The organism is Providencia sp. PROV209 (assembly GCF_028479485.1).
In the GTDB taxonomy this organism is placed as follows: Bacteria; Pseudomonadota; Gammaproteobacteria; order Enterobacterales; family Enterobacteriaceae; genus Providencia; species Providencia alcalifaciens.
Window position 1 is genome coordinate 139,518 of sequence record NZ_JAMPNR010000013.1, and the last position, 16,152, is coordinate 155,669.

12 protein-coding genes and 1 tRNA gene are annotated in these 16,152 nt (G+C 40.2%); 2 read left to right on the top strand and 11 right to left on the bottom strand.

Annotation, left to right across the window (positions count from 1 at the left end; translation table 11 throughout):
• Positions 1–2: 2 nt before the first annotated feature.
• The 10 genes from hybO to PR795_RS10515 form a co-directional block, all read right to left on the bottom strand.
• Positions 3–1,121: a hydrogenase 2 small subunit gene (gene hybO / locus PR795_RS10465; RefSeq protein WP_006659159.1), complete on the bottom strand. Its 1,119-nt coding sequence runs from the start codon at positions 1,119–1,121 to the stop codon at positions 3–5.
• Positions 1,122–1,730: 609 nt separating this feature from the next.
• Complete coding sequence (hypF, locus tag PR795_RS10470; protein ID WP_181480215.1) at positions 1,731–4,013, bottom strand: carbamoyltransferase HypF; 2,283 nt, start codon at positions 4,011–4,013, stop codon at positions 1,731–1,733.
• A 136-nt stretch (positions 4,014–4,149) separates the two neighbouring features.
• Positions 4,150–5,004, bottom strand: coding sequence for an MrpH family fimbial adhesin (locus PR795_RS10475; RefSeq protein WP_181480216.1), 855 nt, complete (start codon positions 5,002–5,004; stop codon positions 4,150–4,152).
• Between the two features lie 19 nt (positions 5,005–5,023).
• On the bottom strand, positions 5,024–5,536 hold the full coding sequence (locus PR795_RS10480; protein WP_006659155.1) for a fimbrial protein: 513 nt from the start codon (positions 5,534–5,536) through the stop codon (positions 5,024–5,026).
• Positions 5,533–6,036 (bottom strand): fimbrial protein, encoded by a 504-nt coding sequence (locus tag PR795_RS10485; protein ID WP_006659154.1) that lies wholly within the window; start codon positions 6,034–6,036, stop codon positions 5,533–5,535. The genes PR795_RS10480 and PR795_RS10485 overlap by 4 nt, the downstream gene beginning before the upstream one ends.
• A gap of 11 nt (positions 6,037–6,047) precedes the next feature.
• Entirely contained in the window at positions 6,048–6,530 is a 483-nt protein-coding gene (locus PR795_RS10490; RefSeq protein ID WP_006659153.1) for a fimbrial protein, read from the bottom strand.
• Between the two features lie 34 nt (positions 6,531–6,564).
• On the bottom strand, positions 6,565–7,305 hold the full coding sequence (locus tag PR795_RS10495; RefSeq protein ID WP_006662931.1) for a fimbria/pilus periplasmic chaperone: 741 nt from the start codon (positions 7,303–7,305) through the stop codon (positions 6,565–6,567).
• A gap of 22 nt (positions 7,306–7,327) precedes the next feature.
• Positions 7,328–9,799 (bottom strand): fimbria/pilus outer membrane usher protein, encoded by a 2,472-nt coding sequence (locus PR795_RS10500; protein WP_272516829.1) that lies wholly within the window; start codon positions 9,797–9,799, stop codon positions 7,328–7,330.
• A gap of 152 nt (positions 9,800–9,951) precedes the next feature.
• Positions 9,952–10,518 carry a fimbrial protein gene (locus tag PR795_RS10505; protein WP_006659150.1) on the bottom strand — a complete coding sequence of 189 codons (567 nt, stop codon included), beginning with the start codon at positions 10,516–10,518 and terminating at the stop codon, positions 9,952–9,954.
• A gap of 1,170 nt (positions 10,519–11,688) precedes the next feature.
• Positions 11,689–11,765 (bottom strand) — tRNA-Ile (locus PR795_RS10515).
• A gap of 354 nt (positions 11,766–12,119) precedes the next feature.
• Here PR795_RS10515 and PR795_RS10520 point away from each other — a divergent pair.
• Positions 12,120–13,193 carry an NAD(P)H-dependent amine dehydrogenase family protein gene (locus PR795_RS10520; protein ID WP_181480246.1) on the top strand — a complete coding sequence of 358 codons (1,074 nt, stop codon included), beginning with the start codon at positions 12,120–12,122 and terminating at the stop codon, positions 13,191–13,193.
• 59 nt (positions 13,194–13,252) lie between these two features.
• Here PR795_RS10520 and PR795_RS10525 read toward each other — a convergent pair whose 3' ends face one another.
• Entirely contained in the window at positions 13,253–13,849 is a 597-nt protein-coding gene (locus PR795_RS10525; protein WP_006662929.1) for a GNAT family N-acetyltransferase, read from the bottom strand.
• Between the two features lie 252 nt (positions 13,850–14,101).
• Here PR795_RS10525 and PR795_RS10530 point away from each other — a divergent pair, with 252 nt between their 5' ends.
• Positions 14,102–16,123: an NADPH-dependent 2,4-dienoyl-CoA reductase gene (locus tag PR795_RS10530; RefSeq protein ID WP_036968774.1), complete on the top strand. Its 2,022-nt coding sequence runs from the start codon at positions 14,102–14,104 to the stop codon at positions 16,121–16,123.
• The last annotated feature ends 29 nt before the right edge of the window (positions 16,124–16,152 follow it).

The following is a 16,152-nucleotide window of genomic DNA, read 5'->3' on the forward strand; positions in this document are numbered from 1 at the left end:
GGTTATTCTCCCCGTGAGTTGCTATCATTGTGACGCTTTTGTCGCCCTAACTCACGCACAGCCATCACACTGACACCCGCCACAAGACCGACTACACCACCAATTAATCCCACTGCGGTTGCCGAAACCTGTCCACCTTCTTTGTTATTCAAATCTGGCTTTTCAGAACGTGGTGTTTGGTTTTCCACATTGGCTAATTGATGAATACCTTTGTGAAAACCCACGTTTTCTTCATTACAGCCGTAGCACGGGTGACCGATTGCGACAGGCCAAACACCCCCGACATCGCAAAATTGTAAGGTTGAACAGTTACCGTATGTTTCCGGTCCTTTACAACCCAAATGGTATAAACACCAACCTTCACGGTGACCAGCATCACCGAACTCTTTTGCGAAGCGCCCCGCATCAAAGTGTGGACGGCGTTCACAGTGTTCATGAATTAATCGACCGTATGCGAACATTGGACGATTTTTGCTATCCAATGCTGGTGGGCGATTAAAGGTGATGATATGCGCCACAGTCGCCAAGAAGTTATGTGGATTCGGTGGGCAGCCAGGAATATTAATGATGGTTTTGTCTTTAAGGACTTCGCTCAGACCAACCGCGCCGGTAGGATTACTCCCCGCAGCAGCAACTCCCCCCCAAGATGCACAAGAGCCGATAGCAATAATTGCCGCGGCACCTTCAGCAGCCAGACGAATATGTTCAACGATAGGTTTACCTGCAACCATGCAGTAAATACCGTCATCTTTGAGTGGAATCGAGCCATCAACGACTAAAACATATCTGCCTTTATATTTTTCAATCGCATTGTGTTTATTTTCTTCAACTTGTTCACCGAATGCGGCAGACAAGACTTCGTGGTATTCGAGAGAAATGGTATCGAGAATTAGGTTTTCGAGTGTTGGGTGAGTTGCACACAACAGTGATTCTGTACACCCTGTACACTCTTGGGCACCAATCCAAATGACTGGCGGACGTTCTGGATCACTAACCGCATCTGCCATTTGAGCAGCGGCTTTTCCACTTAACCCCATTGTCGCAGCAAGCGCTGTACATAACTTCATAAAGTCACGGCGATTAATGCCATGGGGAGAATGAATAGTGTTATCTCCTGCCATTTCTATTTCCTATTATGAGTGGCTTAGAGCCTATTTATTAGGCTATTTCTCTTTACAACCGTCGGTTCCAAAAAATAAATAAAATCCGTCACATATTAGAAATATGCATAGAGTTTTAGGTATTATTTGTATTCAAGGTCGCTTCAACAATTACACCGAATAAGCAACTTTCTTATTAGGCATTACCTGGTGTGTAAATATGAATGAGATCCTATTCCTACCGCTTTTTAATCACTTGATCTTCATCAAGAGCCAATAAGAAATTTGGTCTTTTTTAAATTTATGATAGAAAAATCGATTCAGCGTCGAGTTAAAAGATTATTTAACTTTTCATATTCGTCTCAATTTCTTTAAAAAAATGGGAGTTAAAATGTTAATTAAAATAACAAATCATCGCTATTTCATGATGTTAAAATAGAATCATTTCAAAGAGGCATTAATTAAACGAATTCCGAGTACCTTCTAAATTCGATCATTTCCTTTTACCACAAAAACAAATAAGAATTAATATCAATTAAATGAAATAAGAATTAATATCAAAAATAAATAAAGTAAAATTTATTTCTTAATATAAATCTCATAAACTTGAATAATATCTGACTATTATTCTCAGTTATTTTTTTTCAATATTGCCGCTGCTATCGCAACTTGTCCTAATGCTAATCCTCCATCCCCCATCGGTAATTGACGAGCATGGAGCACCTCAAGTGGCTGTAATTTTTCGATTAATAAATGACGTAATAATTGGTTATGGAACACACCACCAGACAACACCACTTTTTGAATACAATGCAACTTCGCTTGTTGAATAGCCAAATCAGCAAATCCTTGAGCGAGTGCTTGGTGAAAAGCATGAGCACGCTCTGCTCTTGGGGCATGATACGCAAGCCATTCACGCCAAAAAGTCTGTAAGTCCAATTGACTCCCCACCAGCGGCATCGTGACAGGATGCTGTTGAATCCGACTTTCTAATGCAAGGGCTTCGAGTTGACAAGCCGCCTCCCCCTCCCAGCTGGTTTGTTCCGGGCAAATTCCTAACGCCGCTCCAACAGCATCAAATAACCTACCTGCCGATGAGGCGGTAGGACTATTTAATCCTCGAAGAATCGCTTTTTGTAATACGGGATAAGGGAAAGGCGCTAGCACTGAAGCAATGGGCTGAGCTTGCCAATCAGGTAGATACTTTTCTAAATGAGCTAATAAATTTCGCCATGGCTGACGAGACGCTAAATCCCCGCCAGGCATGGCAACTGGCGGTAACCCACCAAGGTGTAAGCTAGAGTGATAATCGACCAGTAAACATTCACCACCCCATAACCGATTATCATCACCAAATCCCAATCCATCTAGCGCTAAACCAATGACTTTCTCATCGCCTAATGGAATACCATGTTCAATCATCGCGGCTGCAATATGAGCATGATGGTGCTGCACCTGAATCATCGGGATATGGAGCTGCTCACTCAACACCTTGCCATAACGGTGGCTGACGTAATTAGGGTGCATATCCCCCACGATGTACTCTGGTTTAAATCGGTAGATGGATTCAAAAAGTAAAATAGATTGCTGATATTGTTGGTAAATATCGACATCGTCCAAATCACCTAAATGCTGACTAAGAACCGCGCTTTTATCTCTGAGCAGACAAAAGGTATTTTTTAAGTCTGCACCCAATGCCAAGATAGAAGGAGAATGTTCAAATCCCGCAGGTAAATCGACGGCATCCGGCACATAGCCGCGTGCGCGACGCAGCATTTCGGCCTGAACTCCGTGATAACGCACTAAGGAATCATCAGCTCGCTGAACAATATCTCGGTTATGAATCAACCACAGATCCGCGATGTTTGCCAAATCAAGGAAAGCAGCTTGTGCCGTTAATACTGGCGGTTTACCGGATGCATTTCCTGACGTCATGACTAACGGTTTATTCACCTGTTCCATCAATAAATGTTGCAATGGATTTGACGGCAACATGATGCCTATTTCTCGCAGATGTGGCGCAATATTTTCACTTAGTACGCTATTTTTCCATTTATGAATCAACACTATCGGCGCCGCAGCACTTTCAAGTAAAGCACATAGCCCTTCAGTTAATGTAACGCCTTGTTCTTTTAGCCAGTCAATGGATGGAACCATGACCGCCAAAGGTTTACTTGGGCGGTGCTTACGCTGACGTAATCGCTCAATCACGTGAGTATGGGTTGCATCACAAGCCAGATGAAATCCACCAAGCCCTTTGATTGCAACGATTTTTCCATTGAGCAAGTGGCTTGCAGTTTGCTCTAGCGCTTGATGATGAGTGGCTAATATATTGCCATTTTTGTCACATAACTGAATTTCAGGACCACAGGTTGCACATGCATTGGGTTGAGCATGAAACCGACGATCCGCAGGGTTTTCATACTCTTTTTGACATTCAGGGCACAACGGAAATGCCGCCATAGAGGTATTCGGGCGGTCATAGGGCATTTGGCGAATAATCGTAAAACGGGGTCCACAATGCGTACAGTTCGCAAATGGGTAATGGTAACGGCGGTTTGTCGAGTCAAATAATTCGTCACGACACGCCTTACAGGTTGCGGCATCAGGGATCACTTGGGTATCCATCCGCCCTGCACCACTGTGACGAATAGTGAATTTTTCAGGAATTTCATCCCATTCAAAAGGTTGGGCTTGCACAGATTCAATATGGGCAAGCGGTGGACAATGTTGATATAAAAGTTGGGTAAATAAATCGATATCAGCGGTATTTAACAGGCGCACCAGAACACCTTCGCCATCATTACAGACATCGCCATTCAAGGCATATTGATGAGCAAGCTGCCAGACGTAAGGTCGGAATCCAACCCCTTGAACTTTGCCTTTGATCCGTAATTGTATTCCGTTTTTCACTCGAATGCCCTCTGGTGATAGAGACTCTATTCTCGCGCTTCTACGTACAAATAACCTAAGTTCAGATCAAAAAATGGCAGGTTTCAGTCACGATGAATTGACTCAAAACCTGCCATTTTATTTTATGCTTCGTCAATTAAGGCAATTCTACGGATAGTAAAAAGATCCCCGAATATTCGTTGGGTGTGAGATCTTTGGTTTTTCTCAATGTACTGGTGACGTTAAATGTTTGCTTCACGAACGAATCGACCGAAAGAACTGTGGATGGGCGTCCATTAACATTAATTTCTGACTCCAGTCCATCCGCCATAAAGATAAAATTATCATTATCTAAACCGGCAACTGCTGAAATTTTTACATCGGTAGGATTGGTACAACTGACAGTAAAGTTTTCGCTAACCGTATGACCATTCATCGAACTATTCGACAATGTTCCGTGATCAATATAATCCGGACCCTCAATATCACAATTTGAGATCGCAGGGTCTAACGGTGAGCAAAGAATAATGGGATTATTTGCCGTTTGCTCTCTTTGCATCACGCCAGTGTAGTGAATTCCAAGATTGAAACAATAACCCACACCAGGGCGTCTTGGGTAAAATTGCCAGCGGCCTTGAATGTTTTTATTCAATACGCCATCTTTTTGTAATGCTCTTGCGACTTCACTAAATGTTACTGGTTTTTCTTCCCAAGAACTTCTTTCCGTTAATTTCACCGTCTGGGTATCGAAGCTCACAATATGCTGAGTTCCGGCGCCGTACTGACCATCTTCCCATGTCCCCCATGAGCCAAGAAAAATGTTACATGGACAAGCACCAGATGCTTGTATCGCTAATGGACGGTTATCATGTTCTAAATCCCCACGCAGCACATATGTGGTATCCATCCAAGCACCATAGTCTGTGCGTAATTCCCCTTGCGCCGCAAATTCAGCACGTGAGAATTGAAAAGGGGCGACCACTAATAAACAGAGAAGAATAAGTCTTTTCATAATATCCTTAACAGCCGAGTTATTCGTAATAGATATTAAATGTCGTTGTAGCGCTAAACTCCCCGAGTTTAATGCTTTTATTTTTGATAGCGTCTTCTTCACCTAAAATAGAGGCTTTAAGCGGAATGACTTGAGGAAATTTATTACCGTTCATTCCTGTAATAGGATACTGGCGATTAATATCCATATTTCCCTTATCGCTAGTTAACATAATAGCGTAGCCAAGATCACCGGGATCACCATCAATCCGTAATGACCCTTTAATTTTCGAGTTACTGACCCCCGTGAATGCCATCGAAAATGAGAAATCAGGTAAGAATTCGCAATCTGAAAGTGTAATTTCAAAAGTTTCTGTAATATCTCTTTGACGGTAAAGATCTTTATCATTGACCTCGTAAAATGGCACCACCAGCTCTTCGCCGCCATTTACCACGCAAGGGATTGCATGCCTCAGTACTCCAGAAAAGTTCACTTCATCTGCGAGCACATTCCCAGTGAAATAAAGTAATAGAGTAAAGAAAATAATCCTCATTGATATGCAACCGTTAATGTCGCGCTGGCAGTAAACTCACCCGGCTGTACATTGGCAGTACTTGAACTATTTTTTACTAAAGCTGCTTTTAAATCAGGAATTTGAGAGTCAGAACGATAGGTATATACAAAATCATCATTCACTCTCAGTGTCTTTGAATCGTAATAAATTTGTAGCGCGATATCTTTTTGCTCATTGATCTTCAGCAAATCATTATCAAAGGAAGCGCGGGAGCCTTCAAAACTAAAGACCACATCGGTTCCCGATGAAATGTTGTCACATTCCCATTCGAAATCGATATCTTCGATGTATTTTTTACCATCTTTCGTCGGAACTAACGAAACCACTAAGTCATCACCAAAATCCACTTCAATCGGACGGTTATTATTGATGACACACGGTGTTCCCTCTATCAAGTTTCCTCTGAAGTTCACTTTGACAGCCTGTGCGGTACTCGCATATGTCAGGAATAAAACAACCGATAATAAGAGTTTGTTCATAAGATAATACCTTAATGATATCCTACAGTTAGTGTTGCAGCAGTAGAAAACTCACCCCCAATAGGTCTTATCCCATTAGCCAGTGCCAGTTCTGCGGTTAAAGAAGGTAAATATTGGATGTTATCAATCTCATATTGAGAACCGATATTCATTGGCTTGTTATCAATATAAAGTTTGATATTCAAACCCGGTGTATCCGCGACTTTCAGGCTGTTAGAGGTTTCTCCTTTAACGCCTTCAAACACAATGTACAGCTCGTCAAACTGAGAATCACACGTCAGATCATAAGGAACCGTTTCGGTGTATTTGCCTGAGTCAATTTGTCCAATAACAATGTCATCACCAAAATCAACGTAGATATCTTCGTTATTATTCAACACGCATCCACCGGATAAAACATTCACTCTGACCGTTACAAACTTCCCATCCGCAAATGCATTCACCGATAAAAAAAACAGTAAACTAAGACAAAACAAACTCTTAAATTTAAACATTAGATTTACCCGTTTCCATCATTTGCTTATGAGATTATTTGGCATCTTTTGCGTGACACTCTGTAGCAGAACACACAAACGGTAAATCAACCTGACCGCCGTAGTCATTGATATAGTTAATTACAGGTGATGAACCTAACTGCTCTGCGGTAATAGCAATCTTTTGCTCGGAAAATGGAGCAATATCTGTTGCCACAAACCCCTTATTTTTCTCAGCCGCTGCATTCTTTTTAATATTATTGAGTACCACGTAATAAGCCGTTGGGTTTTTCGCATAAACCTCACTGCCTTTTTTCACTAACACTAATTTATTCTGCCACGGTGAATTTTTCATTTGTGTGGAATCAACCACTAAAGAGGCTGGTCGATAGAAAAATTTCACTCGAGTTTGCAATGCAATTTGTAATACGTTGGATTTTTTACTGGTAGGTGGAATCTCTCTTAAATTAAAAAAGAACTGACTTTCTCTATCTTGTGGTAATTTCACAACGTCGGGTAAAGCTTCAATACGTAATTGGCTAGTTTGTCCTGCATTAATTCTTTGGATTGGTGGCAAAATAGTAAAATACGACGTTAACTTTTCACCTTTATCATCTTGAAACCAACCTTGAGCTAAATAAGGCAGTTGGGTATTCTTATTACTAACCGTTAATGAAACAGAGTTACTATCACCATTATAAATAATACGCGTTCTGTCCATTGAAATTGCCGAATAAGCATTCGCCGTAACGAAGCAGCCAAGTAATAATACGGATAATTTTTTCATCATAAACATTAGCCTTCTTTTAAGATTTTTATTAATTACATGGTAAGAGCAATTTGTCATAAATATTATGCTCTTCGATATTTTGTGGGAATGTTATTTTACATTCTGAACCTTGCCATGATACTTTCATTTCTTCACCAGGTCTGATTCCACCAATATAAGCTTCACCTTGATCCCCAACAATTCCTGTTGTTTTCCCAGAATCATTTCTAATATCGGCAGCAAATGGTGGATAACTACCATCTTGTAATCTCAGCGTTACCATCATTTTTATTCCTGAAATAACGTCAAAGCTACGATAACCAATGGCGCCTTCAGTTAATGTGGTTTGGGTTACTGAATCAGCAATTTCCACATCTTTAGGTAACTTGTTAATATCAACAACTACATCGGTCTTGTAGTAACTGTTAATATCTGGAACAACGACTTTTCCAAAACTGCTTGAGCGTAAGTGCGAGCCATTGTATTTCACCGGAACATCACCTACGCCATTCATATCAACAAATACACGCGTTCCACCTGTTGATGTAACGGGATGCATACTCACACCGTACCCCGTCATCGTCACACCACCTTGAATATTGGCAGACAGCGACATTGAGTTATTGCTCATATAGTTATAACTAGTATTAAAGTCATTCATATTGCCTTTATGGCTATAATAACTACTCAATATTCCGCTATGTCGATTGTTACCCACAGACAGTGATAGATTATCTTTATTTTCAAGGCGTTTATTCATTGTCACTTTATTCGTATTATCATTTTTTCCGTTATACGTTGAATAATTGACATAGGTTCCTGATGCTAATGGAACGGAAAGGCTGACATAAACTCCGTTATCCTGATAACCCTGCATTTTGCTATTAAACATATTGATAGACAGACCGACATTATGAAACATGCTCGTATCAAAATACTTCGAGAAAGTCATGTTATAGCGATAACTATTTGGTCTATTCCAATATGTTTGATGCGTGTAATTTAAATTTATGGAAGAACGCCAATCCGTAAAGTTTTTACTTATCGATGCTGAATACAAACCTTTATTGTGTCCCGCATACGTAATATTGTTTTGGTCATTATAGATGAGAAAGTCACTCATCGTCATGAACTCACGATCCATAAAACGATACGCCAATAATTGCAGTTGGCTATTACTGCCTTCAAAGCTTTTATAATAATCAACTTTAAATGCTTTACCTTTTAAAGTCGGTCCGTCAGTCAGTGCCGCAATTGAATGATTAAATGAAAATGAAATGGCACCAAATTTAAATAAGTCGCGCCCAACACCGGCAGCAAAAGAATTGAATCGACTACTATTAAGTGCTCCACCAAAAATTGACCAGCCGTTATTTATACCCCATGAAACTTCACTTTGAGCAAAGACATCGCCCATGACATGTCGATCCATATCCGTGGGTTTACCCGCGCTCACTTTATAACGTACAGAGCCTGGGCGAGATAAAAATGGAATATTTCCCGCGTCCACTTCAAATTCAGAAACACGCCCATCACTCTCTTCAACTCTAACTTGTAATGTACCTGAAATGCCGCTATTTAAATTTTGAATTCTAAACGGACCAGCAGGCACTAAGCTTTCATAAATCACCCGACCATCTTGGCTTATTTTAACCACAGCGTTAGTTTCTGCAAAACCAGTGACCTCTGGCGCATAAGAACGTAAGCTTGGTGGCAGCATATTGTCGTCAGAACGTAATGAAACTCCTACAAACTTAAAGCTATCAAATAAATCAGTTTGCAGAAAATCCTCACCGAGCGTTAATTTAGATTTTAAGCTGCGAATGGCTCGATAAGCATAGATATTGGTCCACTTAATATCATGGGTATCATCAGCTCGGCTATTTTGAGTATGGTTATATGAACCTTGCCAAAAACCCCGTAAACGCCAGCTATCAAAATTAGCTCCCACGGCACCTAAACCTGACAAGAAAAAGGTATCACTCGCAGTGTTGCTGCCTAAGCTGCGGTTATATTGTGAAGTCAGATTATAATCAAAAATAATGCCTTTAATGCCATCTTCCCAGCGCGAAGCCGATTCCCAATCATTCGCAGAATATTCTTGGTACGTTTTAGGAATATTAATAATTAATGTTCCAGTAGATAAATTGGGTGTCACTGACATGCCATCTAAACTAGCTATATCTAAACATTCTAAGCCATCAATAGCATTCCGGTGCAATTTACTTTCTGCATTCTGGTTTAAATCAAATTTCTCGACAATTTCATCCGTTAAACAAGCTTGAGATTTATCCTCATAACTCACAACGGTAATTTTTTGTTCAGGAATATAGGCATTATTTATGCTTAGCTTAAAGGGGTAAACACCCGGAACAATATAAAGATCCTGAGAAAAAACGGCCAAGTTAATATTTTCTCTATCTTCTGCATTCAATATATTAATATTGAAATCCACCGCCTCTTCAGCAAAAGAAACTAATGAATTCAACAGTAATAAAGAAGCCGTGATACGCTTTTTCATGACTTTATTTTTTATTAAAATTTAAAAACACGGAACACATAATTTTATTATTGAATTTTTTCATTACAATGCCCTTAAATTTTAATAAATCTTCTAAGCTGAAGTAATGATTAGTCTCATTACTTCAGCTTACCGTTACAATAATTTTTAAATTAGTTGTACGACAATACGAAATCTGTTACTGCTTGGAATTCACCTGCTACAATTTCAACTGGAGCTTCTGGTTTACCTTGGCTTCCTAAACCTTTAATGTAAGCCGCAAATTGCAAAGTGTTTGTTGTGCCTTGTAATTTGTGAATTGATTTAGTTTGCTCATTTAAAACGATTGGCGCATTGTTGCTATCCACGATTTGAATACCTGCACCCGCAGCTGTACCTGTAATAGCTAATAGTGATTTAGGATCATTTGTAGCGGCCGCTCCTGAAAATGTGATGTTCACGGTTTCTTCCGTTTCCAAAGTGCAGTCAATTAATTTAATATCAAACATAACTGGGGATGACTGACCATCTGAAGTACCGCCGTTTTTTAAGACAACATCACCTACTTGACCTAAATCTACTGTTTGATCAACAGAAGATGGGTCAATAGAACAAGGTGCAGTAATAATGCTACCAGTAAATGTTACTTTACCATTACCGTGATTAACTGGCGCTGCATTTGCACCAAAACCAATTAATGTTGTTGCTGCGATAGCCATAAATGTCTTATTGAATTTCATTAGGTACGTCCTCAATCAAATAATAATTTAAAAAAATAAAATTAGCCTCTGTAATTAAACATTAATCACAATATAAACTTGAATTTCAGAGACAAGGAATAGATAAATATACTTAAGTAAAAACCACTAATATATTTATGTATATGGTAATTAAATCTTTTCGCCTTTTGAGCTTTGGTTCACATAAATACTATAATTACACCTAAAAGCTGTAAAGTCGCCATCACCTATTAAAATCAATGGATTTAATAGGCAGTTATTTTTTGATACATTTACTCATATTACGATTATTTCGCACCCAATAAAATCAATAAGTTACAAATAATGTGTCATGAATTCATACTTAACAACATTTCTTTCACATATATCGGACATTACTTTATTGCAATTAGTTACATTTTTAATGTGTATTATAGTTACAAATAAATAAATCACCGCTATTTAGCGTAATAGTTTTTCCATTTTTTATCTTAAATTTATATTTTCAATAAAGAAAAATCCTATTTTTAATTTAACCCCACTCGCTAACACATAGATTTTCGATTAAAAATAAGAGAACAGTCTCATTTTTTATATCTAATGATAATTATTCAATATGTATAAAATACATTCTTTGTCTAATCAGTGTTTTATTTCCTCCTGAATACAAAAAATTAAGCTTATAGCAATGAACATGAGAGATAAGTATTTACTAATATAAGTGATGCGTTTAAGTAAAAATACTATTTGGATAGAAAATGAGGTTAAAACAGCAAGTCACGTTTAACTGAAAATATAAAGTCCCAAATTGATACATTAAACCTTCACGTGAATCATCATCAGTTTTTTATATTTGGCTCAATTTCTTCAGACATTCAAATTTCTTTGGGTGCTCTACTCGCTTAATCGCTCGTAGATCGCGAATATTCTTTTACCGATAACGTCCCACGACTTGGCATCGATAAAGCCCATGAACGGGCTAACATATGGGGAAACCAATTCATGCAGATTAAAGATGGAGGATATTTAAATATCGATGCGGGATATGGTAAAAAACATGAAGGGGAGCGATTAATTCAAGAATTCACGGGAAAAACAATTAGTTAAGCGATAATTTGGTTTCAAGATTTTAGATACAAAAAAGCCACTTCTTTCAAAGTGGCTTAATGCGCTGATTTAACAGCTAAAATTTGGTGGCCCCTACTGGACTTGAACCAGTGACCAAGCGATTATGAGTCGCCTGCTCTAACCAACTGAGCTAAGGGGCCAAAGTGGTGCGATTATACGTGCTGTTTTGGTGAAGGTCTAGTATTTCAATTCTATATGGTGAATTTGTATCCAAGGCATAGTATCGCCCTATAATTCAATGCCATGGCATCATCAAAAACTATTATTCCTCTCTTAATTATCGGATTTTATTCTAGGGTTCCATTCTTTATTGAGACATCATTGACGAACAAACCTGCGTGAACAGCTATCCTATAGTAAATAATTGGCGGTAAAGAGTGAGTTTTCGTATTCTCATTTATTAAGCATTATTTATTCAATTGATTGATATAAAACAATAATTTTACACTCTAGATAGAACATGATAATTAAAGATAAATAGAAACAGGACAACAATGATGAAAAAAGTACGTGCAGTTCAATATGGTTGTGGAAAGATGGGCAAATTTCTCATCCGTTACCTACAAGAACATGATGCTGAAGTTGTGGCGGCTTTTGATATCAATCCAGCCGTGATCGGTAAAGATATTGGCGAAATTGCAGGAACAGCCCTCACAGGCGTAAAAATTCAGCCGCTTAATGAAGCCGATAAAGCACTCGAAACCTTAAAACCTGATGTTGGGATCATTGCGACTCTCAGCACAATGGCAGACTTAGAAGATGCCTTCTCCCTATTTGCTCGCCATGGTGTCAATGCAATCTCAACCGGTGAGGAAGCGCTATATCCGTGGAATTCCTCCCCTGAAATCACACAAAAATTGGATGCTTTAGCCAAAGCGAATAACTGCACCTTAGCCGGTAGTGGCTACCCAGATATGTTCTGGGGTGTGCTCATCGACACGTTAGCTGGCTCTATGCATAAATTGGTGAAAATCAAAGGGTCTAGCTGCTATAACGTGGAAGATTACGGTATCGCACTAGCGAAAGGTCACGGTGCAGGCTTAACCGTCGACGAGTTCAATCAGCAAATTGGTAACTATAACGACCTGCCATACGCAGTTATCGCTGAAAAAATTGAGAGCGGCGAGTATGCGCCACCGTACATGTGGACGCAAAATGGGTGGCTATGTAGCCGCTTGGGGCTGACTATTACCAATCAAACTCAGCGCTGCGTACCGCAAATTGCCAAAGAAGATATCTATTCTGATACCTTAAAAATGACGGTGAAAAAAGGCGATGTTTTAGGGTTATCTGCGCTGGTGATCACTGAAACAGCAGAAGGCATCACCTTAGAAACGGAATGTATTGGTAAAATTCTAACCGCTGATGAGTGTGACAAAAACAGTTGGCAGCTGATTGGTGAGCCGGATACAGCAATTGAAGTGAATAATCCAGCAACCGTAGAATTAACCTGTGCAAACTTGGTTAACCGTATTCCTGCGCTAATCAACAGCCCTGCGGGTTATACCACTACGGAAAAAATGCCAAATAACGTGTATATGACTAAACCTATGCACGAATATTTGTAATCAACTGATTTAGCTAAACATTAACTATATAGCCCACATTATGTGGGCTATTTTGTGACTTATCGAGGCTTTGTCATCTGCCACTCTAAATGGCGACGTACTGCTGGCCATTCATGATTTAAAATGCTGTAAATGCAGGTATCTCGCAATTCGCCAGTACGTGTCAGCATATGGCTACGTAAAATTCCATCGAGTTTTGCGCCTAAACGCTCAATCGCTTTACGGCTTTGATGATTTAAAAAGTGCGTTCTTAGCTCCACCGCAACACAATCTAATTCTTCAAATGCATGTTTTAATAACAGATACTTAGCTTCTGTGTTAATCGGAGTACGCTGCGCTTCGGCCCCATACCACGTTGCCCCAATTTCAACACGTCGTACGCTTTGGTCGATCCGCATATAAGAGGTCATTCCAACCGCCCTGCCTGTGCGCTTATCGATAATGGCAAATGGCACCATCTCTTTCTGGTCGAAACGCGCTAAACGACCATCGACATCTTTCGCCACATTTTCTGGCTCGGGTACCGAGGTATACCACAGGTGATGCAGCTTATCTCGTTCAATAATGTCTGCATAAATCGCATCATGCTGATGAGTCAGCAACTCTAATCGCACATGGTTGCCTTCTAAGGTCACAGCTTGGCAAATCTCTTTCATCGGCGTATTTCCTGAATAACTCGGTTGTGTGAAGTCAAAGCCCATCAAATTATGATGATAACAGTCTGTTGTTGTAATCCTTTTTTATGACAGAAAAATAAATCAAAAGAAATAGTCCTGTGAATTTATTAATTCCCACGTAAAACATATGATAAAAATCACAATTTTTTAACATTATTTTTAATTCAATTGCCCATTAGGCTACAGTTAACTCATCCGACCTGTTATTGACAGCCCCAAATGGGAGCCATTATGAGCAATTTTCCACATCTTTTTACCCCACTTGATTTGGGGCATACCGTACTTAAAAACCGCATTTTGATGGGTTCAATGCACACCGGCTTAGAAGAACATCCTCAAGGAAGCCAACGTCTTGCCCATTTTTATCGCCTGCGTGCAGAAAATGGCGTGAGTCTCATTATCACCGGAGGGATTGCCCCGAATCCTGAAGGTGTTTTGGCGCCTCACGGTGCCATTTTAAACCACCAAGACCAACTGCCTTTTCATCAGCAAATCACCGAAGCAGTACATCAAGCTGATGGAAAAATCGCCTTACAAATTTTGCATGCGGGTCGCTATGCTATGCATCCTGCATTAGTGGCTCCTAGTCCAATTAAATCAGAAATTACCCCCTTTCCGCCTCGCGAATTAAGTCGCGATGAAATACAGAAAACCATAGATGACTTCGTGAATACCGCAAAACTGGCTCAGCAGGCAGGCTATGATGGTGTCGAAGTGATGGGTTCCGAAGGGTATCTTATCAACCAATTTATTACATCGCGTACCAATCACAGAACCGATGAATGGGGCGGTAGCTATCAAAATCGGATTCGTTTCCCCATTGAAATAGTTAAGCGCATTCGCCAGACCGTTGGAGAAAAATTCATCATTATCTACCGGCTATCGATGCTAGATCTTGTGGAGGGAGGTTCTACGTGGGATGAAATAGAGCAACTTGCAAAAGAGATAGAAAATGCAGGTGCCACGATGATCAATACTGGAATAGGCTGGCATGAAGCACGCGTGCCAACCATTGCCACGTTGGTGCCCCGCAAAGCATTCAGTTGGGTGACTGAAAAATTAATGGGCAAAGTGAATATCCCCCTCATCACGACCAATCGTATCAATGACCCCTTTGTCGCAGAGCAAATTATTGCTAGCGGCCAAGCTGATATGGTGTCGATGGCTCGTCCTTTTCTTGCTGATGAAGCCTTTGTTTCAAAAGCTCAAGAAGGTCGAGCTGATGAGATAAACACCTGTATTGGTTGCAACCAAGCCTGTCTCGACCAAATTTTTAATGGGAAATTAGCCGGATGCTTAGTCAATCCACAAGCCGTGCGAGAGATGGATTATCCCAATGAATTAGCTGACAAACCCAAAAAAGTGGCGATTGTGGGAGCAGGTCCTGCGGGGCTGTCTTGCGCCATTTATGCCGCGAAACGCGGTCATCAAGTCACGCTATTTGAGCGTAGCAACCAAATTGGCGGACAATTTAATCTTGCTAAACAGATTCCGGGCAAAGAAGAGTTTTACGAAACCTTGCGGTATTTTTCACGCCAATTACAACGGCTCAATGTTGATGTTCGATTAGAACAGCTTGCTCAAGCAAATGATTTAATCAAATTTGATGAAGTTATCATTGCAACAGGCGTTGTCCCTCGTGCTATTCATCTCGCGGGAGCCGACCACCGCAAAGTCATGTCGTATATCGATGCCTTAAAACAGCCCGATAGTGTTGGTAAAAACGTCGCGATTATTGGTGCTGGTGGTATTGGATTTGATGTGGCAGAGCTGCTTACCCAACAAGGGATCAGCAGCAGTTTAGACGACGATAAATTCAATCATGAATGGAATATTGATACATCTATCACAACCCGAGGTGGCGTTTTCTCACCCAAAAAACAGCTTGAACCCACACCTCGACACCTCTATTTATTACAGCGAAAAAATAGCAAAGTCGGCGCTGGTCTTGGAAAAACGACGGGTTGGGTACATCGTTTATCATTAATGAAACGTGGCGTTGAAATGTTCAATGGCGTGGAATATATGAATGTCGATGATGATGGGCTACACATTCGTTATCAAGATGAAAACTTATGTCTTGCCGTTGATAATATCATCTTATGCGCGGGACAAGAGCCGTATCGCCCATTGAAGCAACAGCTGGAAGAAATTGGGATACACCCCTATGTGATTGGGGGTGCGGATGTGGCAGCAGAATTAGATGCACGCCGAGCCATAGAGCAAGGCATGAAAGTTGCTTATCAGCTGTAAATTATCTCTCACATAAAAAACCCGCTAAA

Excerpts from the sequence above, each read along its gene's own strand:
- PR795_RS10485 (WP_006659154.1), bottom strand. The coding sequence starts at position 6,036 with ATGAACAAACTCTTATTATCGGTTGTTTTATTCCTGACATATGCGAGT.
- PR795_RS10475 (WP_181480216.1), bottom strand. The coding sequence starts at position 5,004 with ATGAAAAGACTTATTCTTCTCTGTTTATTAGTGGTCGCCCCTTTTCAA.
- hybO (WP_006659159.1), bottom strand. The coding sequence starts at position 1,121 with ATGGCAGGAGATAACACTATTCATTCTCCCCATGGCATTAATCGCCGT.
- PR795_RS10480 (WP_006659155.1), bottom strand. The coding sequence starts at position 5,536 with ATGAGGATTATTTTCTTTACTCTATTACTTTATTTCACTGGGAATGTG.
- PR795_RS10505 (WP_006659150.1), bottom strand. The coding sequence starts at position 10,518 with ATGAAATTCAATAAGACATTTATGGCTATCGCAGCAACAACATTAATT.
- PR795_RS10530 (WP_036968774.1), top strand. The coding sequence starts at position 14,102 with ATGAGCAATTTTCCACATCTTTTTACCCCACTTGATTTGGGGCATACC.
- PR795_RS10520 (WP_181480246.1), top strand. The coding sequence starts at position 12,120 with ATGATGAAAAAAGTACGTGCAGTTCAATATGGTTGTGGAAAGATGGGC.
- PR795_RS10495 (WP_006662931.1), bottom strand. The coding sequence starts at position 7,305 with ATGTTTATGATGAAAAAATTATCCGTATTATTACTTGGCTGCTTCGTT.
- PR795_RS10525 (WP_006662929.1), bottom strand. The coding sequence starts at position 13,849 with ATGAAAGAGATTTGCCAAGCTGTGACCTTAGAAGGCAACCATGTGCGA.
- PR795_RS10500 (WP_272516829.1), bottom strand. The coding sequence starts at position 9,799 with ATGAAAAAGCGTATCACGGCTTCTTTATTACTGTTGAATTCATTAGTT.
- PR795_RS10490 (WP_006659153.1), bottom strand. The coding sequence starts at position 6,530 with ATGTTTAAATTTAAGAGTTTGTTTTGTCTTAGTTTACTGTTTTTTTTA.